At 67.1% G+C, this 16,603-nt stretch carries 13 protein-coding genes and 1 pseudogene; 7 read left to right on the top strand and 7 right to left on the bottom strand.

Annotation, left to right across the window (positions count from 1 at the left end; genetic code table 11):
- Positions 1-179 precede the first annotated feature (179 nt).
- Entirely contained in the window at positions 180-395 is a 216-nt protein-coding gene (locus AB0A97_RS40160) for a hypothetical protein (protein WP_361160616.1), read from the top strand.
- 620 nt (positions 396-1,015) lie between these two features.
- Here AB0A97_RS40160 and AB0A97_RS40165 read toward each other — a convergent pair.
- The 7 genes from AB0A97_RS40165 to AB0A97_RS40195 all read right to left on the bottom strand — a co-directional run bounded on the left by AB0A97_RS40165 (position 1,016) and on the right by AB0A97_RS40195 (position 9,359).
- On the bottom strand, positions 1,016-2,383 hold the full coding sequence (locus AB0A97_RS40165; protein WP_361160619.1) for a condensation domain-containing protein: 1,368 nt from the start codon (positions 2,381-2,383) through the stop codon (positions 1,016-1,018).
- Positions 2,384-2,433: 50 nt separating this feature from the next.
- On the bottom strand, positions 2,434-3,174 hold the full coding sequence (locus tag AB0A97_RS40170; protein WP_361160622.1) for an SDR family oxidoreductase: 741 nt from the start codon (positions 3,172-3,174) through the stop codon (positions 2,434-2,436).
- A gap of 33 nt (positions 3,175-3,207) precedes the next feature.
- On the bottom strand, positions 3,208-3,531 hold the full coding sequence (locus tag AB0A97_RS40175) for a hypothetical protein (protein WP_361160625.1): 324 nt from the start codon (positions 3,529-3,531) through the stop codon (positions 3,208-3,210).
- Positions 3,532-3,533: 2 nt separating this feature from the next.
- Complete coding sequence (locus AB0A97_RS40180) at positions 3,534-4,076, bottom strand: hypothetical protein (protein ID WP_361160629.1); 543 nt, start codon at positions 4,074-4,076, stop codon at positions 3,534-3,536.
- Positions 4,077-4,171: 95 nt separating this feature from the next.
- Complete coding sequence (locus AB0A97_RS40185; protein WP_361160632.1) at positions 4,172-5,923, bottom strand: ABC transporter ATP-binding protein; 1,752 nt, start codon at positions 5,921-5,923, stop codon at positions 4,172-4,174.
- Complete coding sequence (locus tag AB0A97_RS40190) at positions 5,920-7,638, bottom strand: ABC transporter ATP-binding protein (RefSeq protein ID WP_361160635.1); 1,719 nt, start codon at positions 7,636-7,638, stop codon at positions 5,920-5,922. Before AB0A97_RS40190 ends, AB0A97_RS40185 begins: the two co-directional genes overlap by 4 nt.
- A gap of 35 nt (positions 7,639-7,673) precedes the next feature.
- The gene (locus AB0A97_RS40195) at positions 7,674-9,359 is read right to left on the bottom strand and encodes a carbamoyltransferase N-terminal domain-containing protein (RefSeq protein WP_361160639.1); all 1,686 of its coding nucleotides are present in this window, start codon (positions 9,357-9,359) and stop codon (positions 7,674-7,676) included.
- Between the two features lie 539 nt (positions 9,360-9,898).
- Here AB0A97_RS40195 and AB0A97_RS40200 point away from each other — a divergent pair.
- From AB0A97_RS40200 to AB0A97_RS40225, 6 genes and pseudogenes are all read left to right on the top strand, one after another.
- Positions 9,899-10,762: a hypothetical protein gene (locus AB0A97_RS40200; RefSeq protein ID WP_361160642.1), complete on the top strand. Its 864-nt coding sequence runs from the start codon at positions 9,899-9,901 to the stop codon at positions 10,760-10,762.
- Positions 10,753-11,136 (top strand): nuclear transport factor 2 family protein, encoded by a 384-nt coding sequence (locus tag AB0A97_RS40205; RefSeq protein ID WP_361160645.1) that lies wholly within the window; start codon positions 10,753-10,755, stop codon positions 11,134-11,136. The genes AB0A97_RS40200 and AB0A97_RS40205 overlap by 10 nt, the downstream gene beginning before the upstream one ends.
- Before the next feature lie 158 nt (positions 11,137-11,294).
- Positions 11,295-11,456 carry a hypothetical protein gene (locus tag AB0A97_RS40210; protein ID WP_361160648.1) on the top strand — a complete coding sequence of 54 codons (162 nt, stop codon included), beginning with the start codon at positions 11,295-11,297 and terminating at the stop codon, positions 11,454-11,456.
- A gap of 54 nt (positions 11,457-11,510) precedes the next feature.
- Positions 11,511-12,602, top strand: coding sequence for a glycine amidinotransferase (locus AB0A97_RS40215; RefSeq protein ID WP_361160651.1), 1,092 nt, complete (start codon positions 11,511-11,513; stop codon positions 12,600-12,602).
- 54 nt (positions 12,603-12,656) lie between these two features.
- The gene (locus tag AB0A97_RS40220) at positions 12,657-13,886 is read left to right on the top strand and encodes a cytochrome P450 (RefSeq protein WP_361160654.1); all 1,230 of its coding nucleotides are present in this window, start codon (positions 12,657-12,659) and stop codon (positions 13,884-13,886) included.
- 74 nt (positions 13,887-13,960) lie between these two features.
- A pseudogene (locus AB0A97_RS40225) lies at positions 13,961-16,510 on the top strand (amino acid adenylation domain-containing protein); the annotation flags it as partial.
- Positions 16,511-16,603: the final 93 nt, after the last annotated feature.

A 16,603-nucleotide genomic window follows, 5' to 3' on the forward strand; every position in this document is an offset into this window, starting at 1 on the left:
GGCCGGACAAACTCCCACTCGGCATCCGACAGCTCATGTCGACGTATCACCCGACCATGATCCAACACGCAAGATCATTTGAAGACACCGCCTAGCGGGCCATCGCCTGGCTGCGTGCCATCGCCCGACATGTCGCAGAGGAAGAACAGCGGGCCCTCCTGGAGGAGGCCGCCTGCGGCATGTGCACCTGGGACGAGGCATCGAACAACTTCGACCAGCAGATCGCAACCCGCAACTGGCTGCGCCGCCTTCACGGCCAAGCAGCCCGGATCGTCGTCGGCGCACTGCGAGACCTCCCCGGCAGCGCCCGCTACTACTACGAACTCGAACTCGCGGATAAGCGCACCCTGGACATGGCCATCTGCAATGCCGTCAATCAGCCGACCGGCAACTGACCACGCACCCTACGCAGCCAAGGGGCACAGCGGCGACCTGTCGGCGGCCCCCGCCGCCCGCGGGCAGCGCTGGCTTACCGGCCGTGGTCGCTCCCAACATCGTGTTGCTGAAGTGGCGGGCGGCGGAGCTTGTAGTTGGTTGACCTGTTCCCATCTCTTCTTTTCGGGCCAACTCTTGTACATCCGTCCAGCGCGGATCACGGCTCGGATGTCGAGTAGGGCTTCTAAACGATCTTGAGTAATCGGGCTGTGGCTGGCGTCGTCGCAGCGGCCCGCCTGGTGAGGGCCTTGTCGACGATGGTGTGAAGCTCCTCGGCAGTGGTGTAGACGCGGACGGGCATGTCCCGGTACTTGACCGAGCGCCAGGCTCATTCGATGCGGTTCAGCTCCGGTGTTCGGGGAGGGAGAGATAACAGATGTGCTTTATTGGCGGCCATTTCCTCACGACACCCAGCGAGACGGTGAGCGGAACGCCCTGTCCGGCGACCCGGAAGTGGAACTTGCTGCCAGGCCGTGGCCGGCTGCCCCGTCACAGCGGGCTTTCAAGGCAAGGCGGGACCCTGCGCGGCGGTGCCCGGCTGTGGCATGGTGCTGCTCCTTCGCGGTGCTGGGGCGTGCTCTCATCTCGCGATGGGACAGGGCAGGCAGTTGATCACGGAGCGCTCGAGGTCCCGCAGGAACTTGACGATCTCGGCGGGCGCGAGTACCGCGGTGTCGGCCCGCAGAGTGAGGGAGAAGTCCGACGCATCGCCTTGCATGGCGAGGTAGAACCGCTCGTTCTCCACCGGCGTTCCCTCGAGGAATTCGCACCGGGACTGCCCTGTGAGACGTTCCGCCTCGGCCCGTGTGATCCGCGTGCCGCCCGCGGCCGTCGAGTCGTCGGCTGTGGGAAGATTGAGGTTCACCACGCAGGCCAGGGCGGCCTCGACCGCCTCCGCGCTGTAGCGCTCGCGCAGCATCGCAGCCAGATCGTCCGGGTGGCAGTGTCCGGCCAGCGCCGCGAGCATCTGCCCCCGGTGACAGCGGGAGATGAGCTTCTCCGTCGCGTCCTCGGAGACGTCGAGTGCGACCGGCACGCCCTGGACCAGGGTCCCCGGGTAACGCATGGACTCGGCTTCGTACCGGTGGCTCGCGGCCAGAACGATGCCGCACATCCCGCTTCCGCATCTCCTGCCGAGCAGTGACGCGGCCATCGCCAGGATGACGGACGTCATGCTGACGCCCAGTTCCTCGGCGAGTGCGAGGGACACGGCGCGCACGGCCTGGGAGCGCAGGGCGAAGGTCTGGTACCGCGGGCTTTCCGGGCCTCGCCCGGTGTACGGCAGCGGGTCCTCGGGAAATTTCGCCAGCTCCCGCTCCCAGAACTGAACTCCGCGTATCGAACGCTGCACACCCTGCGGAGATTGTTCCGCGAGCGCACGGTCGGCGGGGTGGGCAACCTCGGGCGGGCCCGAATTGATCGTCTTGCCGCCTAGCAGCACCCTGAAGTCGTCGAGGACCGCCACCATGCCGTGACAGTCCATGGCCATGTGGAAGGCGCACAGGACGACGAACCTAGGGACACCGTCCGTCACGATGACGGCGGCTCGGAGCGCCAGTTCGGGCAGTGTGAAGGGCAGGTTGTTGAACTCGTTCTCGGCGGCCGAAGCCGCCGACCGGGCATCAACGGCGTCGGCCTCGAGCACCTCGACGCGCAGGTGGCCGCGGGCCACGACCGTCTGCCGAATGCTCTCGTCGGCAGCGATAGAGTATCTGCTCCGGAAGGTCTCGTACCTGTTGAGTATCCCATTGATCGCGCCGGACACCGTCGTCAGGTCACATTCGTCCGGGACCGCGACGACGTAGCTGCCGCCCAGGTCCGCGTAGTACGGGGCCCGGGTTGAGACTGAGTTCCACACCCAGCGCTGCCCCCACGTGAGCGGGAACTCTCCGGATCGCGTTCCCTCGAAGGGAACCTTGAGGAAACCTCGTACCGAGGTGGAGTGCACTTCTGGTCCTTACTGAATCTGGAGGAAACGGATACGTGCCCGGCGGGTGCTCAATACGCCCGTGTCGCAGCGCCGTCGACCGGGATCACCGCGCCGCTGAGGTAGGACGCGGTCGGCGAGAGCACGAAGGCCGCGACGCGACCGAACTCGGCCGGTTCGCCGACGCGTCCCAGCGGGATGGTTGTCCCGCTCGAACCGGTGGTGCCCGCATCGACCAGGCCGGTCCGCTCCGTGCGGATGCGCCCGGGGAGCAGCGCGTTAACTCTGATGCCCTGTTCACCGAGCTGTGCCGAGAGGCTCTTCGTCAGCATGGCGAGACCCGGCCGCAGGCCGTTCGAGATGTCCAGCCCGGGAATCGGTACGCGCGCCGAGGTGGACAGGACGAAGGCCATCGAGCCGCCCTCTGAGAGATTCGCACTGATCGCCCGTGCGGTGCGGACGGCTCCCAGGAACACCGATTCGAACGAGTCCCGCCAGGCGTCGTCGGGGACGTCCAGCGCGTCACCGAGTGGTGGGCCGCCGCTGTTGACCAGAGCCCCGTCCAAGCGCCCCCAGCGATCGAGCGCGACGGCCACCAGGCGTTCTGGGGAGCCGGGATCGGCGCTGTCGGCCACGGCACCCGTCGCCCGGGGCTCGCCAAGTGCCTCGACCGCGGTGGCCAGCGACGCGGCGTCCCGCCCCGAGAGCACCACGCGTGCGCCCTCTTCCGTCAGCACCCGCGCGACGGCGAACCCCAAACCTCGGCTGCCGCCGCCGACGACGTAAACCCGGCCGGCCAGCCCCAAATCCATGATCAACCCCTCCCCGGGTCCGCCACCGCTTCGCTACTCCGCCTTGTGACGGTCGGATTCCTCGAAGATCTCGACGATGAAGGTGCCGGGATCTACGACCGCCGAGTGTTCCTGCTGGTCCGCTATGGCGAAGGTCTCGCCCGCCAGCCAGGCGCGCGTTTCGCCCCCGATCGTCATCACGGTCCGGCCACCGAGCACGAAGCCCAGCTGTGGGCCGTGCCGGTGCGGCTTGACCTCGGCGCCCTCGCGGAACTCCCAAAGCACGACCTGGCCATGCGGGCTGGACATCATCCAGCCGACGGCGCCCGGGAACGGCGTATTGACCTGCGGCAGCTTCCTGATCCAATCGGGATACATGCTCAATGCTCCTTGCGGTAGAGGGCCCACACCATCGTCGGGTGGAAGTAGTCGATCGGTTTCAGGTTCGAGTCCGCGACCACGTCGACCGAGCCGATGCAGGCGTCGACGCTGCCGTTCGCGGCGGCTTGCACGGCCAGCGGTTTCGAACTGACGAAGCGCGTCTCGGCTCCGGCGCAGGACTGCCGCGCGAAGACGGCCGTGGCCGGGTGCAGCGCGATGGACCGGATGGAGTCGCGGTGGGCGACCCGCTCCTGGTTGATCGCCAGGCACATCGTCTTGGTTCTGCTTTCCCAAACGTCGGCGATGCGCATCCTGCCGAGCAGCCGGAAGTGCATGTCCACCCAGGTATCGGCCAGCCGGCCGTTCTGGAAGTCGAGGTATCCGGTGGGCATCAGCACGTACCCGTCGGTCTGTTCGGCGTGCTCGACGGCGGCGGCGAACGAGGGGAACAAGACGACGTTCGAGCAGTGCTTCCTCGCCTCGTGGGCGGAGTCCGTTCCACTGGGCCCCAGCGTCGATATGACGCCGTCGAGCTTCGTCAAGCGATCGGATATAACCGACGACACCTTTTCTCCTGCATATAGCGTCCCGGTGAGGGGGACTTCGAACTGTTCGTGGTGGTGGGGATACCGGCAAGTCAGCCCATACGGCTCCCGGTCCAGGCCCGCCAAAGCTCGGCGTAGCGGCCGTTCAGGGCCAGCAACTCGTCATGGGTGCCCTCTTCGACCACCTCGCCTTCATGCATGACGAGGATGCGGTCTGCCAGCCGGGCCTGGGTCAGCCGGTGTGCCACGACGAAGGCGGTGCGGCCGCGCATCGCGGCCTCGGCGGCTCGCTCGAGGACGCGCGCGCCGGTCGAACCCGCTTCCGCCGTGGCCTCGTCCATCACGATGAACCACGGATCGCCGAGCATGATCCGGCACAGCGCGAGGTGCTGCAGCTGGTTGGGTGTCAGCTGGTGGCCCGCGTCCCCGATAACTGTGTCGAGACCGTCGGGCAGTGCAGCGACCCAGCGGTCCGCGAAGGTGTCGGCCAGCGCCTGACACACGTCCTCGTCGCTGGCCTCGGGCCTTGCCAGAGTCAGGAAGTCCCGCACGGTGCCGGCGAAGGCGTGCGCGTCCTGGTTGACCAGGAAGATCCGGGAGTGTGCCGCGGACACTTCCGGATCGAGCGGCCTGCTGTCGACCAACACCTTGCCCCCTGTCGGCTTGAGCATCCCGGCGGCGATCAGGCCGAGCGTCGTCTTTCCTGCTCCGGTGGCGCCGACCAGCGCGACCCGCTCGCCAGCATCGATCCGGAGATCGACGCCGTGCAGAATCGGCTTGCCCGGCACGTACTCGTGCTGGATTCCGACCAGTTCCATCGCGCCGGGACCGACAGCGGCATCCGCGGTCGGCTCGGCCGCCGATGGCATTTCCACGATGCCGACGAGCCTGGACAGTGCCGCGCCCATCGACTGGAAGCGGTCGAACGTGAACAGCAGCCCGCTGATCGGGCCGAACAGCCGCAGGAAGTACAGCGCGCCGGCGGTGACGGCCCCGACCGTGATGGCGTGATCGCGCATCAGGACGAAACCGACGCCCAGCACCAGGGCCAGACCGGTGAACTCGGCAAGGTTGTTGCGGTTCAGGAAGCGCAGCATGAGCGTATAGACGGACACGGACGTGTCCGCCGACTGCCGCGAGCTCTCCTCGACCCGCCGCAGAAGCGTCGGACCGATTCCGAAGGCCCGGGCCGTGGGTGCTCCGTTGATACCGGTGAGTAGAGCCTCGGCGCGCTCGCCCTGGAAGACGCGCTGTTTGCGGTAGAGCGGCCGTGAGCGCGGTAGATACCAGCGCAGGCTCAGGAGGTAAGCCGGTGCCGCGCACGCCATGGCCAGGCCGAGCCGCCAGTCGAGCGTCAGCACTCCGGTGAAGGTGAACACGATCGCGACGGCCGCGTTCGCGATCACCGGCACGACGCTCTTGAAGCCGTCGGATACGGTCCGCACGTCGTCGGAGAGCCGGGAGAGCAAGTCTCCGGTCGTGCTCCGCTCGATCCGGGCGGCGGGCAGGTGCAGGGCACGACTGAGCACCTGCTCCCGCAGTCCGGCAAGGGCGGGCTCGCCCACCCGCGCCAGCATCACCGTGGCGATCCCGCCGAACACGGCGCCAGCCACGGCCGCCGCCGCGATGAACAGGAAGGAGGACACGACGGTGTTCCGGCCGGCTCTGACGTCGTCCGCGATCGCGCCGAAGACCCACGGGGCGACCAGTCCGGCCGCGCCCGCCAGCAGGAACATGAGGGCCGTGATTGTGCTCGCAGAGCGGTCGGCGGCCAGCGCGTGGAGCACGAAGCGGAACGTCTGACGGGACGTTGCGATCGGTAGCAGCTCGGAATTCATGCTCATCGCAGGACCAACTCCTCATACTCGGGTCGACTGAGCAACTCCCGATGGGTTCCGCTGCCGGCCACCCGGCCGTTCGCCACATGAACCACCCGGTCGGCCTGGTCGAGCAGCGCCGGGCTGGTGGTGACGATCCACGTGGTACGTGCGTCCGCCTGGTGACGCAGCTCCCTGATGCCAGTTGCGATCCGCTGCTCGGTCACCGCGTCCACGGCGGTGGTGGGGTTGTCCAGCACGAGGATCACGGAGTCGGCGGCCAGTGCGCGGGCAAGCGCGATCCGCTGCCGTTGCCCGCCGGAGTAGTTGCCTCCCTTTGCGGCGACCGGCTGGTCAAGGCCGCTCGCGTCCAGCCGGACGATGTCGTGCGCCGCCGCGGCGGTGAGGAACCGTGCGAGATCGGCGTCCTCGTGCCGGCCGTCCGGGTCGAGGCTCGCGCGCAGCGTTCCGTGCAGCAAGTCGGTCTGGTGCGGATTGACCAGCAGTCGTTTCCGGCGCGCCGAGATGCTCAGGGAATCGAACGCGGCATCGCCCAGGCGCACTTCGCCGGAGACTTCGGCAGTGGAGATCTCGCCGGCCAGCAGTTGGACCAGGGTCCTGCTAACGGCCGGATCGTCGATCACCAAACAGAGCAGTTCCCCGGGCCGCGACGCCAGCGAAAACGTGCGCAGCGCGCCGACGGTCACCTTGTCCAGTACGAGTTCCGGGTGCGAACGCTCCGTCCCCAAGGAGCCGGCTTCCAACAGCGGCGGTGTGTGCAGGAACTCGACGATCCGGGTGGCTGAGGCATGGCCGTCCGCCACCAGGGCGCCGACCTGGCCGAGGGCCTGGATGGGCACGGCGAGGAACTGCGTGAGGCCGACGATCGCGATCAGCTGGCCGATCGTGATCTCGTGCTCGAGGGCCCGCGCCCCGGCGAGCAAGGTCACCGCGGCCAGGAAGAGTCCGCTCAGACCGGCGGACACGGCCTTCATCAGCGCCTGCGATACGGATACCCGGATGCTGGCGGTCTTGGCGACCTGGCTGCGCACCCGATAGCGCGCTGCGGCCTCGTCCTCGGCACCGATGCCCTTGACCACGCGCAGTCCGCGCACCAGGTCCGCGGCCTGCGCGGCGGTGGCGGCGACCTGGCCGCGATGCTCGCGGCTGCGGCGGGAGATCGCGGGCGCGACCAGTTGGGTGACGAAGAGCACGAGCGGCACGCCGAGGAGCACCGTCAAGCCGATGACGAGGTCGATTCTGAGCAATACGACGGCGCTGACCACCGCGGCGACCGCCGAGGCGAAGGTGTTGCCCGCCGACTGCGCGAGCGTGCCGACGCCATCCGCGTCATTCGTGGCCAGGGACAGGGTCGCGCCCGGGTGCCGGCCGGTACGCGCGCTGAGCGGACGCAGCACGTGCTCGGCGATCTCGACCCTGAGACGATGTGCCTCGAACTGGTCGACCTTGTACGCCATGAGCGCGCCGTAGCGGTAGAAGTACATCAGCGCGGCGAATATCAACGCCAGCAGCGCGCCCCAGCCGATCAGGGCGGGGACGTCACCGGAGACGACGGCGCGGTCGATGAACTCGCCGACCACGACCGGGACCATCGCCTCGGCCAGCTGCCAGACCGAGAGCAGCGCGAAGCAGGCTCCCACCGCGCGTGCGTTGCGCCGCAATACCCTCACGAGCAACTCTCGCGCCGAGCCAGGGGACACTACAGCCAGATCGCCGAACATATGGGTTCGACCCTGCCCTTCGGTCTCGCCGGCCCTCAACGTCGTGGGCCTGACTGCGCGTTGGGGTTCGTGTACAGCACGCCCTTGGACCAGATGTATCGCGTCCCACCCCAGCGGGCAGCGGAGCCGACGTCGGGAAAGAAGCCGCGCCCCTCGAGGTTCGCGCTGGTGTTGCAGAGCACGGGCACGCCGCTGATTTCGGCGTATGCGGCCAGCACCCGGGCGGCGGCAGAGTGGTTGTGCGCGCTGATCGTCTGCAGCCGGGCGGTGCCGTCGAGGTGGACGACCGCCGGGACGCGCTCGGCCCAGTCAGGCTGCAAGCGGTGTTCGAAGAGCATGTACGGGTCCGGTGTGCCGGGAGTGAACACTTCGGTCGCATGCTCCTCAAGGCAGAGCGGAGCCACCGGCCGGTAGTCGGCCCGATTCTTGATCGCATTCAGCCGGGCCTTCATGCCGGGGTCGGTGGCCGGGGCCAGAATGCTTCGATTACCCAGCGCCCGCGGGCCCAGCTCAGCGCGGCCGGAAAGCACGACCACGGGCTCGCCTTCGGTGTGCAGCAGCTGCGCCAGCTGACGCTCGTCACAGGGCGCCGTCCGCCATCCGTCCGGCGTGCGGCCGTCGACCAGCGCGGGACCGCTGTAGACGTCCCACTCCAATGCGAGGTTTCCGCGGTGGAAGGACTCGCATACGGCGGTACCGATGGCCGCTCCGGCGTCGTTCGGGAACGGCGGCGCGTACACGTCCTGGAATAGCCCGGAGGCGCGGATCAGCGAGTTCCACTTGATGTTCAGCGCGCAGCCGCCGCCGAGGACAAGGTTGAGCCGCTCTCCGGGGAAGCGCCGCCGGACCACCGCGCTGAGCCGTTCGAGCAACCGCTGTCCGAGGTAGTCCTGGAAGGTCGCGATGATGTCGGCGTCGGTCAGTCCCAGCAGCAGGTCGTCCCGGTTCGAGGCGATCTTCGCGCCCAGCGTCTTGGCGTTGTCCGGGTCGATCCCCGGAAAGCCGGAGATGAACTCGTCGAGCAGCGGGAACACGTTCGGCTGCGCCGTGCCGAGTGCGGCGTATGCCATGGCCTTGCCTGCGATGGACAGGTGATGCCGAATCACCTCATCGGGCGTCAGGTGACTGGTGTCGGACGCGTAGGGCCCGAACTGCGCGCAGAAGTCGGCGAAGGTGTTGCCGGTGATCGGCAGCAGGACGGATACCAGAGTCACCTCGCGGGTCGTGGCACGCACCAGGTAGAGGCGCGGCACGATGCCGCCGTCCCACACCAGCGCGAGTGCGTCCTCGCCACGAGCGGCGAAGGAACTGGAGCAGTAGGCGCCGAGCAGGTGGTTGGTCACGTGGTTGAAACTGACGTAGTCGGCGCCGTTGATGAAGTCCCGGCCGACGAATGAGTGCCGCTGCAACGGGCCCTCGTCGCCGGGGCTCTCCACGTAGGGCGCGGTGCCGAGCTCGACCTGGGTTCCGCCGTTGTTCAGGGTCACGGCGTGTCCGCCGTCCGTGCCGGTGGTGTACCAGCCGTCGATCACAAACTGGTCGACGTTCTCCGGGGACAGTCCCTCGCGGGCCAGGATCTCAGTGACGTACCGCAGGTCGTCGAGCGAACTATAACGGGCGCCGTTATCTATCTTCTCCGTTTCGACGCTGAACCGGAGGCGACCATCCTCGATGACCGCGACAGCGCCGTCGTGCGATGCCTTTATACCACAGATGATCATGCGAGCCCCTTTGTCTCCCCGGCAGCATATAGGCGCTTTCTGGTTCGCTGTAAAATCATGAAGGGAATGTTAAATCTCGGCGAAGTGAAGAGATTCCAGAACGCTGCTGTTAGGGTCAATGTCCGGTCGATCGGTGAGCGCATGCCTTTGCGGCGTGAGCCGGCCGCGCAATGGCATGCCGCGAGAGCCATGGACCGTGTGGACGCGGGGTGGGGTGGAGTGACATCCTGGTAATGGTAGTGCGAATGGGTGCCATCGCTGGCCGCTTCGGCATGCGTGCAGCGTACGGCTGGCTAGTCTGGAGAAATTCCCATGACCCATTCTTGTAGTCTTTTCTCATGAGCCTTTGCCGCTCCTGTGCTTCGCGTCCTGCGCTGATGCGGGCACTTGGAAAGGGCTTGACAGTCTTCTGAATGCCAACCTAGTGTGCTGATTGTTCGTTCGTCGGCTCACCTTGTCTGCAAGGTGGTTTGAATGGCCGAGCAAGGTTTTCGTGAATGAGGTATTCGATGATATCGAATTCTGTTCCGCTTGATGCTGTGCTGCGTTCGTCCGGAGATTCCCGTTATCCCGGCGTGACCGGCTGGGAGGGATCGACCGAGTACTTCCGCTTCGTCGAGTGCGACGAGGTGTCGCCGTCCCGGGTCGTGGACGTGCTCTGCGGACGGCGGCTTGGTGTGGTGTTCCGCGACGTCGTACCCGCCGCCACTCGCGAGGCTCTGATCACCAACTTCCAGAACAGTCCGGGGCGTCGGACGCGCGGAATGGACGCTCCGGGCGAGTACCTTGGCGCCTACCACTACAACAAGACCATCGACGCCTACCTCGACCAGGCGGATGCCGTGGCAGCTGACCTGCGGGCCGCTCTGAACGTGCCAGGGGAGCCGCTGAACGGTCTGTTCCAGCGGCTCGAGGAGGAACTCGCGCTCTCAGGAATGGAGTTCCGTCCCGCGCGCCACGATGGCCGCGAGGCGTGCCCGGGCGTCTTCCGGTCCTGGCACGGGCAGCGCGAATTCGCACTGGACCCGCACGAGGATCGCGGGCAGTGCGAGGATCCGAAGCAGATCGGTTTTGAGATTCAGCAAGTGACGGCCTATCCGATCGTCGGGCTCAACATTTGCCTGGACAACGGTTCCGACGGCCGGCTGGCGGTGTGGAACCTGTGTCCTGACGAGGCGACCCGGGATAGGCTCGGCGTCCGCTATACCGGCTCGCCCTACGCGCCCGAGTGGTTGAGCGGTTTCGACCGGGTGCGGCTCGACGTGCGGCCAGGTGACATCTACCTGTTCAACGCGGCGCATGTGCACGCCGTCGAGTCTGCGCGCGACCTGGACGCGCGGCGAGTGACTCTCTCAGGGATTCTCGGGTTCGCTGACGACAAGACGGTGATCTCGTGGACCTGATACGTGATCCGGCCGAGGCCTCGGGGCAGCTCTCCGTGGTCGTCGGCGACTACTACCGGTACATCGACCAGCGCGACATCGCGGCCGCGCTGGCCTGCTTCTCGGAGGACGCGGTCTATCGCCGCCCCGGCTACCGCGTGCTCGTGGGCCTGCCCGCGATCAACGAGTTCTACCGCGCTGAGCGGGTGATCTCGGCCGGTCGGCACTACCTGGAGTCGATCGTCGAGGACGCGGACACGGTCGCTGCGCGTGGCAGCTTCAGCGGCACCTCGCACGACGGGGACCCGCTCGAGGTGCGCTTCGCGGACTTCTGGCGCTTCTCGAGCCGTGTGGTGGTGGAGCGCAACACCTACTTCGACGTCGCAGCAGTCTGACGTCTGCCCCAAGTTCGAAAGGCTGGCTTGTACGTCGTGAACATGTCGACTGACGTCGTGTCCGTCGAATTCGCCGACCCGGACGGCCGCGGCCCCGTGGTCCTGCCGCGACCCTTCAAAAATGCCCAGGACCATACCTGTACGGCAACGGCTCGCCCATGGAGCCCGGAGTTCTCGAGCACGTCCGCGGCGCGTATGAGCAGGAGAAGACGCGGCTCGCCTGGCAACGAGGCGAGATCATGATCCTGCAGAACCTGCTGTTCGCGTACGGCCGCGGCACCTCCGGAGGGCTGCGCAAGATCGTCGTTGCAATGGACTGATTCCACCCGGCCGCATCGCAAGCCCTTTGCTCGCAAGCTATCGGAGGCACAGCCATGTCCAGCTCGTCCCCTGTCGTGAACTCCTACAACGGCTGGGACCCCCTCGAAGAGGTCATCGTCGGCAGCGTCACCAACGGCGCGCGACCGGGATTCGAGCCCGCCCTGCGCCCGTACTTCCCGGATGCCGCGGACCGCGGGTTCGAGGCCGGGCGCCGCGACGAGGGCGAACTCAAACTCGCACAGGAGCAGTTGGACACCTTGGCGGAGGTGCTCAGGCAGGAGGGTGTCGTCGTACGTCGGCCCGTGCCGATGGACTTTCTTACCGAGGTGCGCACCCCCACCTTCCAGGTGCGCGGCCAGAACTCCAGCACCTGTCCGCGGGACGTCCTGCTCGTGGTCGGCGACGAGATCATCGAGGCATCGATGGCGATGCGCAGCCGGTTCTTCGAGTACCTGCCGTACCGCCCACTGGTCACCGAGTACTTCAACGCGGGGGCCCGCTGGGCCGCAGCGCCCAAGCCCAGCATGTCCGATGCGATGTACGTCGGCGACTTCTCCGCAGAGTCGGGCGGCTTCGACGCCGACACGAATCCGGCGCTGAGCGACGCGGAACCCTGTTTCGACGCGGCGAGCTTCGCCCGCTGCGGTCGGGACATCTTCTACCAGCCCGACATCGTGACGAACGACTTCGGCGCGCGCTGGCTGGCCCGGCACCTCGGACCCGAGTACCGCCTGCACCGCGTCCGCTTCGCTGACGCGCATCCGCAGCACATCGACGCCACCATGGTGCCGCTGCGCCCCGGCCTGATGATGATGAACCCGGGCCGGCCGCCCATCGACGACACCATCGCCAGGCTCGAGGCGAACGGCTGGAAGGTAGTCATGGCACCGCCTTCGGTCCGGCGTGGCTACATGCGCTCGGTGGAGGTCAGCAAGTGGATCTCCATGAACGTCTTCAACGTGAACGAGGACACGATCATCTGTGAGGAGCGCGAACAGCCGATGATCGACTTCCTCAAGTCCTTCGGGTTCCGGGTGATCGCTATCCCGTTCGCCAACGTGTACCACTTCGGCGGGAGCTTCCACTGCTGCACGGTCGACATCCGGCGTGCTGGCGCTCTGCAGTCGTACTTCCCCAACCTGTAGGCCCGACCCACTGGTGCTCAGCGCCACCCTCACTCCGATAGAGGCCACTGACACATGACGCTGCCGCTGTCCCCCACCGGCGGGGTGGATCAGAAACCCCACATCGATCTCGCCGATCCGCAGCTGTACGCGACCGGCGATCCGCACTCCGTCTGGCGGTGGCTTCGCCGCAACGCCCCCGTGTACTGGCACGAGCCCTCCCGGGGGATGCCCGGGTTCTGGGCCCTCACCAAGTACAACGACATCGTATCGGTCCTGGGTAATCCGGAGGTGTACAGCTCCGCGGAGGGGATCCTGCTCCGGCCCGCCAACCACGGGCGAGACCCGGGCGGGGGCCGGACACTCGCCCTGACGGACCCGCCGCGGCACCGCCAGCTGAGGTCGATCATCAAGTCCTGGTTCTCCGAGCGAGCGGTCCGGCAACTGAGGCCCGTCATCTGTGAGATAGCGCAGACGCTGCTCGCCGAGGCTGCCGAGAGGGGGACGGTCGAGTTCGTCAACGACGTTGCCGCCCGGCTCCCGCTCTATGTGATCAGCCGACTGATGGGCATTCCAGACACCGACCGCGACTACCTGTTCGGGATCACCAGTCGGGCCTTCTGCTCGGATGACCCCGAGGAGCGGCGTTCGTCCCATGTCAAACTCATGGAGTACCTGCTCGACCTCGCCGACGAGAAGCGCCGATCGCCCGGGGACGACATCATCAGCGACCTGGCCGTCGCGGAGGTCGACGGTCATCGGCTGACCGAGAGCGAACTGCTGCTCAACTGCGACAACGTGTTCATCGGCGGTACCGAGAACGTGAGGATCGCGGCCTCTTCCGGCATCCATCAGTTGCTTCAAGAGCCGGCCCAGTGGCAGGCCCTGCGCGCTGATCCGGGCCTGCTGCCCGGCGCGATCGAAGAGGTGCTCCGGTGGACCACAACGCCGACCCACCTGCTGCGGACCACGCGTACCGCGGTCACGATCGGAGGGCGCACCATCGGCGAGGGCGAGCGGGTCACACTGTGGATGCCGTCCGCCAACCGGGACGAGGAGGTCTTCGCCGCCCCGGACACGTTCGACATCCGTCGGACGCCGAACCGCCATATTGCCCTGGGTACGGGCGAGCACTTCTGCATTGGCGGCATCCTTGCGCGGGCCGAGCTGCAGACGCTCTATGGCGAGATGGCCACGCTCTTCGACGTGATAGAGCCGGCCGGGGAGCCAGTTCTGCTCTCGTCCATCGTCGTGAACGGGCCGAGCACGCTGCCGGTCCGCCTTCTCCGAACAGCGCAACGCTGAGCCGTTGACGCTGGGGTCAACTCACGGCCGGGTCTCCGAATTCGTGGTGGAAAGGCCCACGGGCGCCCTTCCGAAGCCGTACGGACAGTAAGGATCACATTGTGTCTGACCAGGTCGCCGAGTTCGGCCGACAACTGGATTTCTGGCGTATGCAGTTGGGAGGGCTGGAGCCGTTGGAGCTGCCGACGGACCGTCCCCGCCCGGCGGTACGCACGGACGAAGTTGGGTCGGTGGCCTGCATCGTCGATGCCGGGACCGCTGCCAGGCTCCGCGAGGCATCCCGGAACGCGGGTGTTCCCCTGTTCGCAGCACTGGTCTCGGTGTTCCAGGTGCTCCTGGCCGAGTACAGCGGTCAGGACAACTTCACGGTGGGAACGGCCGGAGACGTCGCGGAAACCCTGGTCCTGCGCGGCGACGTGGCAGGTGACCCGACGGTCAGCGAGCTGTTCCAGCGGGTGCACCAGCGAGTACTGGCCATCCGCTCTCATCAGGACGTGCCGTTCGGGCGGTTGGTCGAAGAGCTGGCGCTGGAGCGGGACCTGTCGCTGACTACGCTGTTCCAGGCGTCGTTCGTGCTGCAAGAGATCGCCGTCGGCGACGAGGCGGCCTCGGCGGCGGCCAGGCCCGTGGAGGCTGCCCCGGGGGCCGGGCCGTGCGACCTGGCGATGACGGTCAAGGACACGGGGAATGAGCTGCTGGTCGGCCTGGACTACAGCAGCGACCTGTTCCACGGTGTCACAGCGGAGCGGATGGCGACGCACTTCCGCACTCTGTTGGCCGGCGCGGCGGCCGACCCCCAGGCGCCGTTGAGTCGGCTGGACATCCTGTCGGAGGCCGAGCGTCTGCAGATCTTGGAGGAATGGAACGACACCGCCGCGGACTACCCCCGGTTCCAATGCGTTCACCAGTTGGTCGAGCAGCAGGCCGCGGCGTCCCCGGAGGCCGTGGCCGTCGTGCTCGACGAGGCCAGCCTCTCGTACCGGGAGTTGAACAAGCAAGCCAACCAACTCGCTCATCATCTGCGCGGTCTGGGTGTAGGGCCGGAGACCTTGGTGGGTATCTGCCTGGAACGCGGTCCGCACATGATCGTCGCGATGCTGGGCATCCTCAAGGCCGGCGGAGCCTACGTGCCGATGGACCCGGCCTACCCGGCCGAGCGTCTGTCGTTCATGCAGGAGGATACTGCCGCTCCCGTCGTGGTCACCCAGGCAGGTTTGGAACACCGCTTCACTGTTGACGTGACCTGCACCTTGGTGCGCATGGATGCCGATCTGGATGCCATCAGCGCCGGCCCGAGCACCGATCCCGCCCCTGCGGCTGGCCCGGACAACCTGGCCTACATCGTCTACACGTCCGGCTCCACCGGAATCCCCAAGGGCGTCCAGATCCAGCACGACAACCTGATCTGCCGCATGTGGGAGATGAGGCAGCGGTACGGGCTGACCCCGAGTGATAGGGTCCTGCAGTTCGCGTCGATATCCTTCGACAGCTCGGTCGAGCAGATCTTTCCGGCTCTGATGGCTGGCGCGACGCTTGTCCTACGCGGGAAAGACTTCGACCCCGATGCCGTGGTGGCCGCCATCGAGCGCAGCGGCGTCACACTTATGCAGGCGCCGGCTTCTGTCTGGGCCCAGTTGCTGAGTTTCTCGCGCGTCCGCCGGCTGGCCCAGAGCACTCTGCGAAAGCTGGTCCTCGCGGGCGAAGCCGTGCCGCCCGGCCTGCTGGAGCGGTGGTTCGAGCACAGCAGTACGCCGGTCTTCAACGCCTATGGCCCCAGTGAGACCACGGTCACGGCGACCACGGCTGTTATCGAAGGACCCACCTCACGCGTCCCGATCGGGCGGCCGATCGCAAACACTCAGGTATTCGTGATGAACCGGTCCGGCCGTCCGGTGCCGGTGGGGGTGGCGGGCGAGCTGTGGATTGGCGGCGGGTCGGTTGCCAGGGGGTACCTGAACCGGCCGGAGCTGACCGCGGAACGGTTCGTGCCCCACCCGTTCTCCGACGACCCGAACGATCGGGTGTACCGGACCGGCGACGTGGTGCGTTGGTCGGCCGATGGCACCTTGGAGTTCGTCGGCCGGGTCGACGATCAGGTGAAGGTACGGGGCTTCCGGATCGAGCTGGGTGAGATCGAGGCTCTGCTCGGCGCCCATGACTCGATCGGCTCGTGCATCGTGGTAGCACGGGAAGACACCCCTGGCGACAAGCGCCTGGTGGCTTACGTGGTGCCGACCGGCACCCAGGCTCTGACGACGGCACAACTGCAGTCGTTCCTGAAGGGGCGGCTGCCCGACCACATGGTGCCTTCGGCGTTCGTAGTACTGGAGGCGCTGCCGCTCACACCCAACGGCAAGGTCGACCGCAAGTCGCTGCCGGCTCCGGACGGTCAGCGCCTAGCGGTGGGCGACGAGTACGCGGCCCCGCGCAATGAGCTTGAGCAGGCCACCGCCGACACCTGGACCCAAGTGTTGGGCATTGACAGGGTCGGCATTCACGACGACTTCTTCCGGTCGGGCGGGGACAGCATCGTGGCCATCCAGCTGCTCGGCCGACTCCGCCGACACTTCGGTGTCCACCTCCCGGTCGAGGAGCTGCTCGCCCGCCCGACCGTGGCACAGTTCTGCGAGTTCCTCGCCAAGCGACTCGGTGACCAGTTCGCCGAGCAGGTGGCTCTGGCCGCTGAGGGGGGCGGCCAGGTGAACCGGGACACCGGC

Source organism: Streptomyces sp. NPDC045470 (genome assembly GCF_040646595.1).
Lineage (GTDB): Bacteria > Actinomycetota > Actinomycetes > Streptomycetales > Streptomycetaceae > Streptomyces.

What these genes read in the sequence shown, in the direction of transcription:
- AB0A97_RS40215 (WP_361160651.1), top strand. Translation starts at nt 11,511, where the DNA reads ATGTCCAGCTCGTCCCCTGTCGTGAACTCCTACAACGGCTGGGACCCC.
- AB0A97_RS40210 (WP_361160648.1), top strand. Translation starts at nt 11,295, where the DNA reads ATGGAGCCCGGAGTTCTCGAGCACGTCCGCGGCGCGTATGAGCAGGAG.
- AB0A97_RS40195 (WP_361160639.1), bottom strand. Translation starts at nt 9,359, where the DNA reads ATGATCATCTGTGGTATAAAGGCATCGCACGACGGCGCTGTCGCGGTC.
- AB0A97_RS40175 (WP_361160625.1), bottom strand. Translation starts at nt 3,531, where the DNA reads ATGTATCCCGATTGGATCAGGAAGCTGCCGCAGGTCAATACGCCGTTC.
- AB0A97_RS40160 (WP_361160616.1), top strand. Translation starts at nt 180, where the DNA reads ATGTGCACCTGGGACGAGGCATCGAACAACTTCGACCAGCAGATCGCA.
- AB0A97_RS40185 (WP_361160632.1), bottom strand. Translation starts at nt 5,923, where the DNA reads ATGAGCATGAATTCCGAGCTGCTACCGATCGCAACGTCCCGTCAGACG.
- AB0A97_RS40170 (WP_361160622.1), bottom strand. Translation starts at nt 3,174, where the DNA reads ATGGATTTGGGGCTGGCCGGCCGGGTTTACGTCGTCGGCGGCGGCAGC.
- AB0A97_RS40220 (WP_361160654.1), top strand. Translation starts at nt 12,657, where the DNA reads ATGACGCTGCCGCTGTCCCCCACCGGCGGGGTGGATCAGAAACCCCAC.
- AB0A97_RS40190 (WP_361160635.1), bottom strand. Translation starts at nt 7,638, where the DNA reads ATGTTCGGCGATCTGGCTGTAGTGTCCCCTGGCTCGGCGCGAGAGTTG.